General features: G+C 38.5%; 13 protein-coding genes. 3 read left to right on the forward strand and 10 right to left on the reverse strand.

Features of this window, described 5'->3' with window-relative positions; all coding sequences use genetic code 11:
- Nucleotides 1–33 precede the first annotated feature (33 nt).
- Entirely contained in the window at nucleotides 34–1,242 is a 1,209-nt protein-coding gene (locus CH364_RS01750) for a porin (protein WP_423790145.1), read from the forward strand.
- Nucleotides 1,243–1,331: 89 nt separating this feature from the next.
- Here CH364_RS01750 and CH364_RS01755 read toward each other — a convergent pair whose 3' ends face one another.
- From CH364_RS01755 to ppk1, 8 genes are all read right to left on the reverse strand, one after another.
- Nucleotides 1,332–4,640 carry an efflux RND transporter permease subunit gene (locus tag CH364_RS01755; RefSeq protein WP_100741909.1) on the reverse strand — a complete coding sequence of 1,103 codons (3,309 nt, stop codon included), beginning with the start codon at nucleotides 4,638–4,640 and terminating at the stop codon, nucleotides 1,332–1,334.
- Nucleotides 4,633–5,385, reverse strand: a complete 753-nt coding sequence (locus tag CH364_RS01760) for a hypothetical protein (RefSeq protein ID WP_100741910.1) — start codon at nucleotides 5,383–5,385, stop codon at nucleotides 4,633–4,635. The genes CH364_RS01755 and CH364_RS01760 overlap by 8 nt, the downstream gene beginning before the upstream one ends.
- 1 nt (nucleotide 5,386) lies before the next feature.
- Nucleotides 5,387–6,394, reverse strand: a complete 1,008-nt coding sequence (locus CH364_RS01765; RefSeq protein ID WP_100741911.1) for an efflux RND transporter periplasmic adaptor subunit — start codon at nucleotides 6,392–6,394, stop codon at nucleotides 5,387–5,389.
- Between the two features lies 1 nt (nucleotide 6,395).
- Entirely contained in the window at nucleotides 6,396–7,817 is a 1,422-nt protein-coding gene (locus tag CH364_RS01770) for a TolC family protein (protein ID WP_100741912.1), read from the reverse strand.
- A gap of 98 nt (nucleotides 7,818–7,915) precedes the next feature.
- On the reverse strand, nucleotides 7,916–8,293 hold the full coding sequence (locus CH364_RS01775; protein WP_100741913.1) for a hypothetical protein: 378 nt from the start codon (nucleotides 8,291–8,293) through the stop codon (nucleotides 7,916–7,918).
- A gap of 263 nt (nucleotides 8,294–8,556) precedes the next feature.
- Entirely contained in the window at nucleotides 8,557–8,886 is a 330-nt protein-coding gene (locus CH364_RS01780; RefSeq protein ID WP_100741914.1) for a hypothetical protein, read from the reverse strand.
- A 120-nt stretch (nucleotides 8,887–9,006) separates the two neighbouring features.
- Nucleotides 9,007–10,419, reverse strand: a complete 1,413-nt coding sequence (locus CH364_RS01785) for an FAD-binding oxidoreductase (protein WP_100741915.1) — start codon at nucleotides 10,417–10,419, stop codon at nucleotides 9,007–9,009.
- Nucleotides 10,420–10,429: 10 nt separating this feature from the next.
- A complete protein-coding gene (ppk1, locus tag CH364_RS01790; RefSeq protein ID WP_100741916.1) occupies nucleotides 10,430–12,574 on the reverse strand; it encodes a polyphosphate kinase 1 in 2,145 nt (714 codons plus the stop codon).
- 25 nt (nucleotides 12,575–12,599) lie between these two features.
- Here ppk1 and fliD point away from each other — a divergent pair, with 25 nt between their 5' ends.
- Nucleotides 12,600–14,522, forward strand: coding sequence for a flagellar filament capping protein FliD (fliD, locus tag CH364_RS01795; protein WP_100741917.1), 1,923 nt, complete (start codon nucleotides 12,600–12,602; stop codon nucleotides 14,520–14,522).
- Nucleotides 14,519–15,481, forward strand: coding sequence for a hypothetical protein (locus CH364_RS01800; RefSeq protein ID WP_100741918.1), 963 nt, complete (start codon nucleotides 14,519–14,521; stop codon nucleotides 15,479–15,481). Before fliD ends, CH364_RS01800 begins: the two co-directional genes overlap by 4 nt.
- Here the strand turns inward: CH364_RS01800 and CH364_RS01805 are convergent.
- A complete protein-coding gene (locus tag CH364_RS01805) occupies nucleotides 15,478–15,693 on the reverse strand; it encodes a hypothetical protein (RefSeq protein ID WP_100741919.1) in 216 nt (71 codons plus the stop codon). The genes CH364_RS01800 and CH364_RS01805 overlap by 4 nt on opposite strands.
- The gene (locus CH364_RS01810) at nucleotides 15,690–16,541 is read right to left on the reverse strand and encodes a class I SAM-dependent methyltransferase (RefSeq protein ID WP_100741920.1); all 852 of its coding nucleotides are present in this window, start codon (nucleotides 16,539–16,541) and stop codon (nucleotides 15,690–15,692) included. The genes CH364_RS01805 and CH364_RS01810 overlap by 4 nt, the downstream gene beginning before the upstream one ends.
- Nucleotides 16,542–16,560: the final 19 nt, after the last annotated feature.

Consider the following 16,560-nt stretch of genomic DNA (forward strand, 5'->3'; position numbering starts at 1 on the left):
TTATCTCCGCTCTTTCGGGAGCGGAACACCGTGATGCAAATCAATTGTTCTAAACTCGCATTATTTATGTGTTTGTTTTTCTTTAGTATCTTTATGCTACAAGCAGAAGAGTTGAAAGAAAAAACAACAGATACTCCTTTGCCAACTCAGAATCCACTACCAGCTAGTTTAAAGTTTGGTGCATTTGTCGATACATACTACTCACATAACACCAATCATCCGATTTCAAAAGAAAGATTGTATGCAACTCAAGCAGTTCGTAATGATGAATTTAATATCAATCTTGGGTTTGTTGATGCCAAATGGCAGGAGGAAAAAGTTCGAGGACGTTTGGCTTTGCAATTTGGTACATCGGTAAATACGAATTATGCTTCCGAAGCAAACCGAGATGTCAGTTCAAATCAAAATTCAGTAAAACATATTCAAGAAGCCTACGTAGGTTTTAAATTAGCAAAAGATACTTGGGTTGATGCTGGTATTTACTTTGGGCACATAGGTCATGAATCATGGATATCTTCAGATAACTGGAATTACACGAGAGCACTTGCTCTTGATTACGTTCCGTATTATTCCTCGGGTGTTCGACTTACAACTAAGTTCACGGAAAAGTTTCAATTTCAGTTTCATGTAATGAATGGGTGGCAAAACATCACGGACCAAAATAAAGATAAGTCTCTTGGATCTCAATTTAAGTTTTTTTTAACGCCAAATTTTACCATTACAGCAAATCAATTTGTCGGAAATGAAGCTCCCGATTTTGAAAGAAAACAAACAAGATTTTATAATAACACAATTTTGGAATGGAAGGCTTTGGATTGGTTGTCGTTTGCTGTTTCTGGAGATGTTGGTGCACAAAAAGCAAAAGAATCTTTTCAATATGAACCTTGGTGGAAAGAAATTAATCCTGTCCTTGGCGTTTATACTAATATGGAATCAAACGCCTATAATCAATGGTACCATGGAACTTTTTGGACAAGTTTTCGTTATGATGATTTATATCGTTTAAGTTTCCGTATTGAAAGGTATTACGATCCTAAACAAGTATTGGCAACTACCTACACACGGAATGGGTTTATGACTAATGGTTACACAGCCACCTTCGATTTGTTACACTGGCACCCTGGGATGATTCGATTTGAAATGACTCAGAAAGAATCTATGGATCCTATATTTGAAACTGATAAAAATAAACATAGTCGTATCGAACGATTGTTTATTGTAGCTGCTTCGGTTCGGTATTAGTTTAAAGAAAATCTCCAAACCACTTTGTGGTCTGGAGTTGAAAATAGGAGAAATGGGAATAGTTTCTAATTCTATGAAAAGAGTTTAGTTTAGGTTCTTTTCTTTTTTTTACTTGGTTTTTTCTTTTTCTTTAGAGTATCATCATCCTCTTCATCTTCTTCCAAAGGTTCTTCACTGAGTTCGCTAACAAAGTCTAGGAAAGGAATGTGCTTTTTGTGACTCATTTCTTCAAGTTCCTTAGCATTCGGTTTTCTTTCGCCAACCACAACTAAATAAAGAGAAGGAAGAATCGTCAATACGAGGCACATCGCTGAGAACAATCCCCCAACAATTACGGTTGCAAGTGGTCTCTGAACATCTGATCCAACTCCTGTTCCAAGCGTTGCTGGGATTAAACCAAGTAGTGCAAGTAACATAGTCATTAACATTGGTCTAAGCTGGATTACTGCAGCTTTTTTTACCGCAGCTTTAGTCGTAATGTCTGGCTCTTCGATTAACAGGTGATTGGTTCTTGAAACAAACAATACACCAGCCATTGTGGCAATTCCAAAGAGGGAAATAAATCCTACACCGCCAGAAACATTGAAGTAGTATCCTCTAAATAGTAATGCATAAATTCCTCCAAGTAGTGAAAGCGGAATACATGCAAGCGCAACATAAACATACTTTAGGTTTCTATATAACATATAGAGGACACCAAAAATAATGAGAATTGTAATTGGGATGACTATCGCTAATTTTTTTCCGACTCGAGCTAAGTTTTCATACTGGCCTCCAAATCGAATTTCGTAACCATCGGGAAGTTTGATTTTTTTCTTCACACGTTTTTGGAGTTCAGAAACAAATCCTCCTTGGTCACGACCTCGGATGTTTGTCCGAACAGTTACGACACGACGACCTTCTTGTCTGAAGATCATAGTTGGTCCATCAATGACTTCTATATCTGCCAATTGTGATAATGGAATCCTTTCTCCTTTCGGAGAAATAATAGGCATATTTTCAATCGCTTGTTTTGATGCGCGGTAATCTTTTGAAAATCGAACAACAATTCCAAATCGAGCAGGTGTTTTCGGCGGAATGTCAGATGGACCTTCGTATAAGGTGCTCACTTTTTGCATCCCGATAGCTGCTTCAATCATCTGTTGGATGTCGATGACATTAATTCCAAACCGTGCGGCAGCTTCTCTGTTGATGTTGATTGTTAGCTGAGGACTTTCGGCTTCTTGTTCAATCCCAAACTCGCTAGCACCTTTCATTTCCTTGATTTCTTCTAGGACTTCATTACCGATCCCACGCATAATTTTCAAATCGTTACCGGAAACAAAAACCGCAAGATCCGCAATGGTACCCATAATGGCTTCGGAAAGGTTATCCATAATCGGTTGAGAAAAACTTACCCTTGCACCAGGAAGTGTAGCTTCCAAATCATTTCTCATTCGTAAGAGTAACTCTTGTTTGGTGATTTTTTCCTTCCATTGATTATAGTCTTTTAGGCCGATGAGAACCTCTAATCTATTTGGAGGAAGTGGATCTGTTCCATCATCATTTCTACCTAATTGAGAGATGACCACGCTGATTTGTTCATTTTTGTAGATGGTTTGCCGAATTTTTGGCATAAACTTTCTGGCTTCCGGCAGGGAGATACCAACAGGAAAGAAAATCCTAATGTTAAATCCACCTTCATCCATTTCAGGGAGGAACTCTGTTCCAAGTGAGAACATACCAATTGCAAGGAAAACTGTCACAACACTGAATGTATATTTAACTGCTTTTCGTGATCTATTTACAATGAACTCAATGATTCGTTTATAACGAATTTCTATCCAATCATATACCGGGTTATGCCATTCAATGGGACCTGGATTTTTTGATTCAAAATAAGTTTTGTAAATGATCGACATTAGCACAGGAATCACTGCCATCGCAAAAATCAATGCTCCAAGGATCGCAAATGAAATTGTAAAAGCCATAGGTTTGAACAAACGACCTTCGATCCTTTCAAATGAGAAAATCGGAAGATATGCTAAGATGATGATCAAAATCGAAAATAGAATTTCGGTTCCTACTTCCGATGCTGCATCTCTTGTGAATGCTAATATTCCATGTGATTTTTCTTCAGGAGTTGCATCTCTGTACCGCCTCATGATATTTTCAACCATGATCACGGCACCATCCACAATGATACCAAAGTCAATGGCACCTAATGAAAGTAAACTGGCAGGAATTCCTGTCATATTCATTAGGAGAAAGGCAAATAACATCGCAAATGGAATCGTTGCCACAACCACTAATGATGCACGAACACTTCCAATGAAGAAAATCAAAACTAAACTGACTACAACAACACCTTCCACCAAAGTTTTACCAATGGTACGAAGGGTATAATTTACTAAATCAGTTCTATCGTAGGTATTTCGAAGTTGAACACCTTTAGGTAGATAGTTTTCATTGATTTCTTTTACTTTTTCTCTAATCCTCTCACCCATTTCGTTTGGATCACCCCAACGGCGCATTGCTACCAAACCTTGAACAGATGAGTCTACGTCAATAAGACCCTCATCATCGTTTTGAATGGTATAACCAAGAACGCCACTAGGAATGGGATGAGAAATTTCAACAGAACCTAAATCTCGGATAAAAACGGGAACACCATTTACGGTTTTAACCACAATGTTCTCAATATGTTTCGGATCTCGAATGGCACCTAAAGATCGAATGGGAAACCCTTGTTCTCCTTGTAGGAGTAAATTTCCGCCTGTATTTAAGTTGTTTTCTTGAATTGCCTTGATGACATCACCAATTGTTAATTTGTAACGAATTAACTTATCGGGTGAAGTGACCACGTGGTATTGTTTTGGTAGTCCACCAAATGTCACTACGTCGGCAATTCCAGGAATTTGTAACATCTTCGGCATTACAATCCAGTCTTGGATGGTTCGAAGTTCCATCGGCGTGTGGTTTTCTGAAGATTCTACAACATAACGATAAATTTCACCAACAGGAGAGCTCATTGGTCCAAGCGCTGGATGGACATCTTCAGGGATATCTGCATCGGCAACTCGTTCCATAAGTCGCATCCTTGCAAAATAATCATCTGTTCCATCTTCAAAGACAAATTGAAATACTACGAGTCCGTTAATGGTTCTGGACCTTCTTACTGCAACCTTTGGAATTGCATTTAATACCCGTTCAATGGGGAGGGTGACACGTTCTTCGACCTCAACGGCGGCTTTACCTGGGAATTTTGCGATGAGCCTAACTTGAGTATCTGCAATATCCGAATACGCTTCTTTACGAATGTCAATCCATGCCCATAGCCCAAAGAGAACAGCAACTGCTGCTGCAATGAGCGTAGTTACTCGGTTTTTAAGTGCTTTTTCGATAAAATCTTTAATCATGATATTCCCTCGTATTGAAGAGGTAACCCATTTGGAGTAATAATTGTGGGTTTTTATAGTCGCCTTGTCCAACTCCACCACCCACTTGTAAAAAGAAGTTTCCAAGTAGGAAGTCGTAAGTCATACCTATGTATCTTTGCGAAAGATGGACTCTTTGTCTTTCTCTGCTTTCATATTCTAAATAAGCTCCGACATTACTATCAATGGAGTTTACATAAGATCTGATGAGTAAGTCTTCTTGTGAAGGGTCTCTCCTGTTGTATCCAGGAATATTGAGTCCTGTTGGATAGGAAGATTGGCCTCCACGACCAACTTCTGGTGCAAAAGGATTCACTTCAAAATATCCACCCACAATCGAAATACTATGAGCAATTACTGGAGTTTTCCAAAAGGTGTATCCTAAATCCACCTGACCACCATACCAATGAGGACCCCACGCACCGCCTGACCCTCGTACAACGACATCTTTAAAGTAATAACCTAAGTTAAAGTTGATACTTGCTGGTGATCCAATGGAAGCACCATAAACCCAAAAATTAGTTGCTTTCGGGAGTCTTTTGGCATCCAAACTATCAGCTTTTAATTTTTCATCTTCACCAAATGCCGACTGATCCGACTTAGTTGGTGTCCATTCTGGTTTGATTTCATTGCCTTCCTTATCCTTCGGGTAAGGAGAAGAAGGTTCTGCCAATAAAGCAGATCCGAATAGTGTTATGGTAATCAGTAAAAGGCTGAGTTTTTTCATATTAAAAACCAAAACTTAAACCTTTTAAAAGAATGGAACCTTGGATTGCTACCTTCTCACCAGGAGCCAATCCTTCAATGATATTGACTCTTTCTTTTGTAGAGATACCTAATACAACTTCTCTTCTTTTGAAAGTTAATGGTTTCTCTTCGACAAAAACATAATTTTTTCCTTCGACAGTGACAATTGCTGTGTAAGGTAAAACCACACTATCTCCACCTGTTTGTTCAGGGAATTTTACAACTCCAAACATACCTGGTTTCAATCTGTATTTATCGTTCACAACAATGATTCTCATCTTAGCTGTTCTTGTGAGAGGGTCAACGTTATCACCGATTGCTTCCGCAGTTCCCACAAACTCTTCATCAGGAAAAGAGGCAAATACTACTTTTACTTTTTTACCTTTGCGTAACGTGGAAATTTGTGATTCAGGAACATCGGTAATGATCCATGCTTTTAAACTTCCTGCCGTACTTAATTCACTTGGGTTTAATCCTTGTGCTCTGAGTTTCCCTTCGAATTCGGCAAGTTCTGCTGCATCGTTCCCAGAATCCGTTTCCGATTCTACTAAATCTTTTTCAGTTGCCACTCGGTGGACAAACATATCTTTGATCCGGCTTAAGTTCTTATTGGATCTATGGAGTTTGTTTTTAGCATGAATATATCCAACATAAAGATCGTTTAACTCCGCTGATTCGAAGAGAATGATTCGAGCACCATTACTAACCGATGGTGAAGTGGAAGCAATGAGTCTTGCCGGTGCTTCCAAACTTACAAATTCTCCACCGCCACCAATTGCTGTTGATTTTACAATTTCTAGGCCTGGGCTATTTGGTTTGAATTCAATTCGTAATCCACCATCAAAAACTTCAGCTTTCTCTGGATGTTTGTGAACTGGTTTTGCAGGTTTGGAAAAAATCATAAATAGAACAGCGATGACTACAAGAGCCACTCCTGAAATTAGGAGGATTTTTGCCTTTTGGTTTAAAGATTTTAAGGTAATTAACATTTTATTCCTCAGTTTTAGGATTGGTTTGATTTTCAGATTTGGGGATAAAGATACCTTTACCCACAGCATAGTTTACATTTTCGATAGCTTCCATTCGATCCGTTTGGAGTTTTAACATTTCAACAATGCTCGATCGATAAGTTTCAAAGAAGTCAGCGAACTCTAAAATGGTTATGTATTTTTTTTCATAACTCATAATCATATCTAAAGATAAACTTCCGTAATCTTTGATATAAGCATTACTAAATCGTTTATAAAGAGCATCTTTAATCCGTGCAGATTGGTATGCAACGGCCACTTCATTTTCTACTTCGAGAATATTGTTCTTTAACTCTTGTTTGCGGACAAGTATGGCTTTTTCTGCTGCTTGTATATTCCCTTGGTTTCTATCGAAAAGGGGAACACTAAGTTGTGCTGTGACTCCCCAATAGTTTTGAAATGCAGTACCACCTCGGTTATAAACAGGACCAAAAGACAAATCGGGAATCGCATTGGCATATTGAAGTTCTAAGTTCGCTTCTTCAAATCGTAAGGTTTGTAATGCTTTTTTTAAGTCGGGTCGGTTTTCACGAGCGATTTCAACTAAATCTTCCAAACGTGCTTGGTTGGGAACAATGGCATCTAAATGTGATTCATTGACCGTGGGATTAAACTCTATGCGAGCATCACGATACAAATCATCGTTCAAAAGAATTTTTAGATCGGCTTCTTTTTCATAAACTTTGATCGCTAAGTCTTCTCTTTCTTTTTTTAAGAAGAACAATAGTGCCTTCAAACGTAAGTGTTCCGCTTGAAGAAGAGCTCGTCTTTTGTAAGCAAGTTCAGATGAATCTACAGTTTTTTCAATTGAAGCAATACTTTGGTCATAAAACACTACTGCTTTTTTATAAAAGTATATTGTGTAAAAAGTTCTTCTTAGTTTCGTTATGACAGCACGAGCTAAATCATAAAACTCTTGTTCAGAAATCTTTGCGTTAAGTTCTGCAACTTTCACACGTTTATCAATTTTTCCACCAAGTAGAAATACTTGTTGGATTTGGATTACCGATTGTCCTGACCTAGTTGTATCAAAGTATCTTTGGGTTGGTTCTGCAAAAATACTCTGATCAATGGCGATGTTTGGGTTTGCATAGAGTCCTGCTTGTAAGATCCCTGCTTTTTTTACATCGATTTGGAAACGAGATGCAATGAGTAGAAGGTTATTCTTCCACAAAAGTGTCTCTGCAGACTCTAAATCAATTTCACGATTTAACCTTTGGTCATCAGGATACAAACTAGATCCTAGCGATGACCTTGGATTTTCATCTGAAAGTTGTCTTTTCAGGGCTTCACTTGCTTGTGCTAGCTTAGTTTCTTCTCCCCATAAGTGGGAGGTAGAAAACACAAGGAAGAGGTAGATACCGATTCTTTTGTAAAAACTCATAAGTTACCAAACATAAAAAAATTGAGAAAAAAAACATAGGTACACCAAGATCCTGTAAACATAGGTATACTTCTGGATTCAGCGAATGCCGAAGTGAATTAACTAAAAGAAATCGGTGGAGGAATATTTAAGAGAAGTGAAGAAAGTAAACCAGGAACATAGGTTCCATTTGAAATTAAATCAACAAAAGAAAATAAAAGTGATTCTGATAAAACATCAGATCGACTTTCACTAAAAAAATCTAAAAAGTCAGCTCTTGACCGGCTGAGTGTCGCTGAATCATCTATTGCAGAAATTCGAGGATCATCAATGGCCGTGTCTTCTGGAGTTTCGAGAGAGGAAGAATAAGACTTTTTAATCTGGTGGAGATTTGCTTCCAGATATTGGGAAACTGTATCTGAAGTAGCATCCCACGGAAAACCAATGGTTACCGTTAAGAAAAATGCGATCAGTTTGGCAGAACAGTTTGCCTTCATAATGTCCACTCATTCATTTTGATTCATGTGCTCAATTCTAAAACAATTCTAGTGTTTGATTCAAATCTCATATATTGTTCAATTTGTTGAATTGATAAGATATCGGACGAAGGAGTTTTCAAAAAAAAGACTGCCCAGAGTCAGGAATCCCCGGAACAGTCACAAGAGTCTTTGGCAAATGAGAAACAAATCATAGGAAATGTTGAGAATATAAAAACATCCTGTGTCCCTTACGGGACACAGGTTTAAGCGGTAGAGAGGAGTTAAACGGGTGGAGGTAGACTCAGGTAACGGGATGCAAGAAGCCCTGAAATAAAAGACGTATGGAGTTTGTCGTTATGTGTTAGCAAAAGGGTCGTAAGTAAAGTCTGACCTTTGCCACTCCATGTGAGTACATCTTCTAAATCTTTCGTACCTGAAGTTTCTTCTGAGGAGGACTGGCTGATCGAAATGGCAAGAGCACCTGATAGATGGCTCTTTCCACTGACTCGGCTGGATTTGGCTCCGCGAGTTCGAACAAGAACATTCTCTTCGGAAAGAAAAGCGCTGCCCAGGGATATTGTGAGTAGGGAAATCCCAAATATTTTTATCACATTCCTGAACATAATTACAGTATAGACTGAATCTGATGGAAATCTAGCATTTTTTTAGGACTTGCCTACAAAACAGGCAGAACGACCAGAAATATCTGTTCAGACTGCCTCTGCCTGGATTTAGAGCACTTTGCCGGGATTTAATATTCCTTTGGGGTCAAACGCCAACTTGATCGCTCTCATGGTATTGATTTCAGATTCGGACCTGGAAAAGTTCAAATAATCCTTTTTTAAAAGTCCAATCCCATGTTCCGCCGAAATAGATCCTTTGAATTTTTGAATGAGAGTGAACATTTCCGGATCCACTTGTTTGCACTGGGCAAAAAACTCGGCATCCGAAAGGTCTTTTGGTTTCACAATGTTTAGGTGGAGGTTTCCATCCCCAATATGTCCAAAAAGTGCAATGTGAAATCCTTGGTATTTTTTGGTTAAGAGGGATGTCATTTCATCTAAGAAAGCTTCCATATTACGAAGTGGAAGTGAGATGTCATTTTTATGTACCGTATATGCAAGTGACAAAGATTCAGAAATCCCTTCTCTGTATTTCCAAAATGTTTCGTTTTGTCGTGAGTTCTGCGCAATGCTTCCATCAGTGACGAATTCTTTTTCTGTTATGGATTCTAAAATGGAATAAAGTTTTTCTTCGTCTGATTCGCCACTAACTTCGAATTCCATTAACACGTAATACTTGCTAGGCGCTTGGAAAGGATCAGGTACTCCTAAATGTTCTTTCACTTTGTCCAAACAATAATCAGTTAAAAACTCAAAAGCAAGAAGTGGTAAATCAAAGTTATGTGTTTCTCGAAAGATTTCTAAAATGTTTTTGTATTCGGGAACAGCAAGGAAAATGACACGAATGTCTTTTGGCGGTTTTGTGAGTTTGACCACGGCTTCCGTGATGATACCGAGTGTGCCTTCAGAACCAATAAACAAATGTTTGAGGTCGTAACCTGTATTATTTTTTAGAATTTCACCATTGAATTTGTAAGTTTCACCTTTTCCATTCACAACAGTCAGGCCAAGAACCCAGTCTCGAATCAAACCATAGTGTACCACACGCACTCCACCGGCATTGGTCGCAATGTTTCCACCAATATGACTAGATCCAGTGGCAGCAAAATCCACTGGAAAATAAAATCCACGTTCTTCTGCTTCTTTGTGGAGATTCTTTGTGATCATTCCGGCTTGTACGTGTAAGGTGCCAAGAAAGGGGTCAAAGTCAACCACTTTGTCCATTTTGGATAATGAGATAACTATTTCTCCATTTTTGGCAACAGCTCCACCAGCATAACCGGTTCGTCCCCCAGATGGTACGACTGCAATATCGTTTTTGTAAGCATAAGAAACAATCGCAGCAACATCTTCCGTACTTTCTGGAAATACTAATACTTGGTAATTTGGTGGATAAACTTTAGTTCTATCAGTTCCATAAGAATTGAACAAAGCTTCATCCATGGTTCCGTCATTTTTTTGTATTACCTTTTTGTCACCAATGAGTTGGCTTAAGTCATTTTTTGTTTTTGAAAAATCCATTCTTTATCCTTTAGATATCAACCATGTCGATTTGAGAGTTAACAGCAGGATCATCATCGCCTGGTGTCAAACGTGTGTAAGTTCCGTCAGATTCTAAAACTCTTGCTTGTGTGTTATCACGAAGGAGAAGTTCCAGGATTTTACTGATTCTTTTTTTATGTTTATCCTGTAAGATCGGAAACATAACTTCAATTCGACGAAGAAAGTTTCTTGGCATACAATCGGCAGATGCCAAATAAACATCTGGTTTTCCGCCGTTTTCAAAACTATAAATTCGTGAATGTTCTAAGTATCTTCCGACAATGGAGCGAACATTGATGCGATCAGAAACTCCTGGAATTCCGGGCCTTAAACAACAGATCCCCCGAATGATTAAATCAATTTTAACTCCCGCTTGTGAAGCCTCGTAAAGTTTTAAAATGATATCAGGATCTACAAGAGAGTTCATTTTAAATATGACACGAGCTTGTTTTCCGTTTTTTGCATTGTCTGTTTCTCTTTGGATCAGATGGAGAAACTCTTCTTTTAAAAAAGTAGGAGCGGCATAAATTTTAGAAAGCCTAGGCATTTTACCTGAACTTGTGATGGTGTTGAAAAGAATCGCAACATCTTCAGTGATTTCAGGATTTGCCGTGAACAAACTTAAGTCTGTATAAAACCTGGCAGTGGTCGAGTTATAGTTTCCTGTTCCTAGGTGTACATAACGATTGAGTTTATCATCTTCTCTGCGTACGATGAGTAACATCTTACAATGGATTTTAAGTCCGACCACACCATAAACAACGTGAACACCACTATCCTCAAGTTTTTTGGCCCAACGAATGTTTCTTTCTTCGTCAAACCTTGCTTTGAGTTCCACAAGAACTGTAACCTGTTTGCCGTTTTCTGCTGCTTCCCCTAAATATTGGATGATGGGTGAATCTCCAGAAGTTCTATATAAGGTCATTTTGATGGCAAGGACCTTTGGGTCTTGGCTTGCTATCTTTAACATATCTTCAATCGACTTAAAACTTTCATAAGGGTGATGAAGTAAGTGATCATTTTTACGAATTTCCGAAAAGATAGATTCACTTTTTTTTGCAGCAAAACCAGATTTTGGAACAGGATATGAATATTTTAAATGGCTAGTTTTTTCTAAACTTTGAAAGAACATAAGGTCATTTAAACTGAGTAAGGTGGGAATTTCCATCACTTGGTATTCTTCCAATTCCAAAAGCCCACGTAACAATTCTTTGATGTGCCCTGCGCCAGAGTGAACATCCAAACGAACCGCATCTCCCCACATTCGGTTCTTTAATTCGTTTTTCATTGTGGCAAGAAGGTCGCCAATGTTTTGTTCTTCATTGATGGAGATATCCGCATCTCTTACTATTTTGAATGTATGAATTTGTTTTACATTCATTCCAAAGAAAAGGTCACCTAAATGAAGTTTGATGATCTCTTCTAGAGGGAAATACCTTCTCACGTCAGTTTCTTTGTTTTGTGGTAATTGCAAAAAACGTGGAAGAACACTCGGCACCTGAACGATGGCAAAAAGTTCTTTAGCTTTGTTTTTATCATCATCCGAATACAAAGTGATTCCCAAATTCAAAGTTCTGTTGAGAATATGAGGAAAAGGATGTGAAGGATCAATCGCAAGTGGAGTGAGGATGGAAGAGACTTCTCGTTTGTAATAATTTTTTACAAATTGGATGTCATCACCGGCAAGTTCGCTAGGATCTTGGACCACCACAATTTTGTTTGTTTTTAGTTCGACAAGGATCTCATCTAAGGACTCATATTGTCTTTTTACAAATTGTCCCACTTTGGAGTAGAGTTCGGCAAGTGTTTCAGAAGTGCGTTTCCCATTGAGGCTACGTTCTTCGATTCCTGCATTTTTTAAGTTGAGAAGGCCCGCCACTCGGACCATAAAAAACTCATCCAAATTGGATTCAGTGATACAAAGAAATTTGAGGCGTTCGAGAAGGGGGTTCTCCTTATCAAAGGATTCTTCCAATACACGGTGGTTGAAGTCGACCCAGGAAAGTTCGCGGTCGAAGAAGATATTTTGGTTCCCCAGTTCTATTTTTTCTGTAGGGCTAGCAGTCATAATTCTAGGATTTGGGAAGGAAAAAATTCTGTAAATTCCTAATCCTTTTGTAGAATTCGACGACACTAGATTCAGAGGGATTTGGGACGATATGCCAGCATACACCATGCCGGGTCTAATGACTGGGCAAAATACAAACGATATCGTTAAAAAACTGGTCGAACTCGAACGCCGGCCCATCAAACGATGGGAAACCGAAAACGAATACGCCAAGGCACAGATACAAATCTGGGGAGAAGTGAAAAATCTTTCCGCCAACCTACAAACCAAAACCCGTGCCCTTGTTTCCTTTACCGCTCCCTTTGCTACCAAATCGGTTTCTTCTTCAGTTGAAGGTGTGATCACTGGGGAGGCTTCTCGCGCTGCCAAATCAGGAAACCGAGCTTTAGAAATCACGGAAATGGCAAGCAAACATCAGTTATCTGGTGTTGCCATCGATTCAGACATTCGTTTGCCAGAAGGAAGTTTTACTATCTATTCTGGAAAATCCAAAGAGGTTGTGACTTTCCCAGGTGGGACATTAAGTGAACTCACTACCGCCATCAAAAATATGGCAGGGGGGATTGCTGACACTTCTATCATCAAAATAGATAAAGACTCTTCTATCCTTACGGTGACCTCAGTTAAGACTGGCAAAAAAAATGAACTTCAATTTGCTGATCCCAATGGAATTTTAAAACTAGCAGGCCTAGTTGGCGAAAACAAAGCCAGTGTAGAAGATACTAAACAACTGTTATCTCTGGATGTTGCTAAATCAAAGGTTTGGGACCAAACTAAGTTTAAAAAATCAGAATCCGAAACGGAAAAACTGATCCAATCCGAAGAAGGAATCAGTATCAAACCAGACACTGCATTTTCGATTCCTGTTGCCGTAACAGAAATCAAAGAAAGAGCTTTTGTTGAAGTTGAAATCATCGGTGAAGCTCCTGCAGTGATGGAGCTGGGAATTGGATTTGAAAAGGATGGAAGTGTTCGCAATAAATTCCTTCCCATCACCAAAACAGAATCCAAATATGTTTTTTTGGCTGGAGATTTTGCAAGCGATAAAAATCTAACATCAATTATACTTTCTAATGCTGCAACCACACCAGTTCTCATTAAATCCGTGACCCTTGTCACACCACAAGCACCAGGAACGGCAGAACCATTAAAGGTATTACAAGAAGGAAAAGATCTTAAAATCAAAATTGATGGCGTGGAAATCACTCGTGAATCTAACGAAGGGATTGCGGATGTATTGGAAGGAATTTCGTTTAATGTTCATAAAGTGACCGAAGAACCTGTTACTTTAAAAATTCATGTGGATCATGCCAAAGGATCTGCCCTGATCAAAGAATGGGTGGATGCTTATAATGAACTTATGAAGTTTTCTAAGGAAGTCACTTCCGTAGAAAAAAATGGAAAAATTTCTGATAAAAAAGAAAGTGATGATTCCAAATCAGCAGACATCTCAAAGGACTTTTGGGATAACAAATCCAAATCAGGAATTCTTGCTGGTGAAAATGCAATCCTAAGACTCATTGCCTCTCTAAAAACAACAGCTAACTCATATTATCCTGCTACAAAAGAGAATGGATTTCGAGTTTTAACCGACATCGGAATCTCCACGGGAGCAGTAGGATCCAATTGGGAAAAAATCCAAGATGGGCTTTTACAAATTGATCAAGAACGTTTGATTGCCGTCCTTTCTGAAAACCCAGATGGGGTTCGTGATTTATTTGCGTCCGATCCGAACAACGATGCAAAAATGGAAGAGGGGGTTGGAATTCGATTACTTGAAATTCTAAAACCTTATAATCAATATGCCTCCGGAATTGTCACAAGCAAAGTAAAACTTTTGGAAGAAAGTGTCTCAGGAAATAATAAAAAAATCAAAGAACATGAGTCTCATCTCATTAGTTTTGAAGCCAAGCTGAAACAACGATTTCTCTACATGGAACAAGGTGTGGGAAAAAACAAATCAGTTGGAAACTATTTACAGAATAATATGTTTAGAGGGAACGGTGGGGAATGATGAATATTTATATCAACGAACAACAATTAGATACTAAACTAGATGGCGAAACAAACCTTGGCCAAGTGTTGGATGAAATTCAAAAGTGGATTGAATCCAATGGAAAGTATCTACGCCATTTCACTGTGAATGGGAAGGAGTTGAACCGTTCCGATTTAAACGCTGTGGGCGTGGAAGAAACAGAACGCCTAGATTTGTTTGTAGGTGAAGAATTGGATGTGATCGAAGATAGCCTTTGGGAAGTAGATAACTACGTAGATAAAGTGGGAAGTACTCTTGTTGGTCGTGATTCTCTGACGGAAAAAGAAACAGAGGATTTAAAAGAAGGAATTCCTTGGATCATTTCCATGATTCGCACCACAACAAAAATTCTGAATTTAAACTTAAACCTCATCCAACCAATGGGGAAAGGCAAAAACGTAGAAGAAATTTTGGAGTCCTTACAAAATGGATCAGAAGTTTTAGATTCCACAAAAGCCATTGAAACATTTTTAGAAGACCTTCGTGATGTAAAACTTTTCCTTATGGATCTTAGCACTCGCCTTGCGGTAATGCGTATGGACGAAAGTGAATTGATCGAAATTATCACTCGATTCGTTGTCGATAAAGATAAAATCATCAAAGATTTTATGTTGGTAAATGAAAACTTCCAATCTGGAAAAGATCATTTGGCTTCTGAGATTTTAAATGATGCAGTTGGTCGGTTAACAGGACTTATGTCAGCACTTGTTTCTGTGCAAACTCGTCATGCGGAACTGGATTGGCAATCTCTTGCGATTGAAGATAAAAAACTATCGGATGTGATCACAAGTTTAAATGAAACACTTTCCAACATTGCATCGGCCATGGAAAAAAATGATATAGTTTATGCTGGCGATATTTTGGAATACGAACTTCCTGAATTACTCAGCGACTTCATTCCTTTCCTTTCACTTGTTTTAGAAAGAGTCGCAGCTTAAGGATTCGGTTCTTTAGGGAATCGGGTGGCAATCCGGTTCCCAATCCCAAACAATACTCCCACAGAAAACACCACTCCTCCCCAAATCAAATTAAGATTCCACCCTAGAGATTTTTCATACATAGGATCGGACCAAGTCCAGACTCCATAGAGAGATAAGATCACTCCTAGGATTAAAAATAAAACTGCAAGAATGGATGATAGGGAAATCATGGCTTCTTTAAGGTCAAAAATAAAGTATTGTTCCAGTTGATGGTTCTAAAACTTAAAGTAAAGATTAGTTTTGTAAAATAATAATAAGCTAACTTTAAATAAACGGCAAGTTTGCTTTTGCTTCCAGATACAGAAAGGATGGGCATAAGCACTTTGTATTTTGGTTTTATAAATCCACATTGTTTTCCTAGTTCTGCCAATGTATGCATCTTGTAATTGTTGACGTGGTCTTTTGCTTCTAGGTAATGAACCCCTTCCTGCATCCCTTTTAATTTTACCTTTAGATTTGCTTTTGCTAGTTGGATGGGAAAGTTGGGAGTTTGTAAAAATAGAATCCCACCGGGTTTCAGTAGTCCGTGTAGGTAAGTGAGTAAAGAATGTGGTTTGGGAATGTGTTCGATCACATCCCATAAAGTGATGATATCAAAACTTTCTTTAGGAAGTTTGGAATCTTGGACAAGACCCGCATACACAGTTTTCATTCCATTTTGTTCGTTGGCAAATTTGACAGCTTGTTTGGAAATTTCATAACCAACGGCAGACCAACCTGGTTTTTTGGTAAGCACTGCCTTCACAAAAAATCCAAGCCCACAACCCACATCGAGTAAGTTTCCTTTCTCCTGTTTTAAGTAAGTCGAAATGAAATCGGAATACACAGCTCGGTGTGCATCATCCCACCATTTTAAATCATAGGTTTGTTCTGCTCCGTCCCAATAACCTTCGTAATGTTCTTCTTGTTCATAAGAGGAATATACATGTCCACATTTTTTACATTCTAAAATAGGGGTTCCATTTTCATTGAAAACGGTTTTGGACTCGGCAGATTGGCAAAGGATACAAGATTTCATGGTCTGAGAGTCAGTCTAA

Origin of the sequence: Leptospira harrisiae (genome assembly GCF_002811945.1) — a bacterium.
GTDB classification, from domain to species: Bacteria; Spirochaetota; Leptospiria; order Leptospirales; family Leptospiraceae; genus Leptospira_A; species Leptospira_A harrisiae.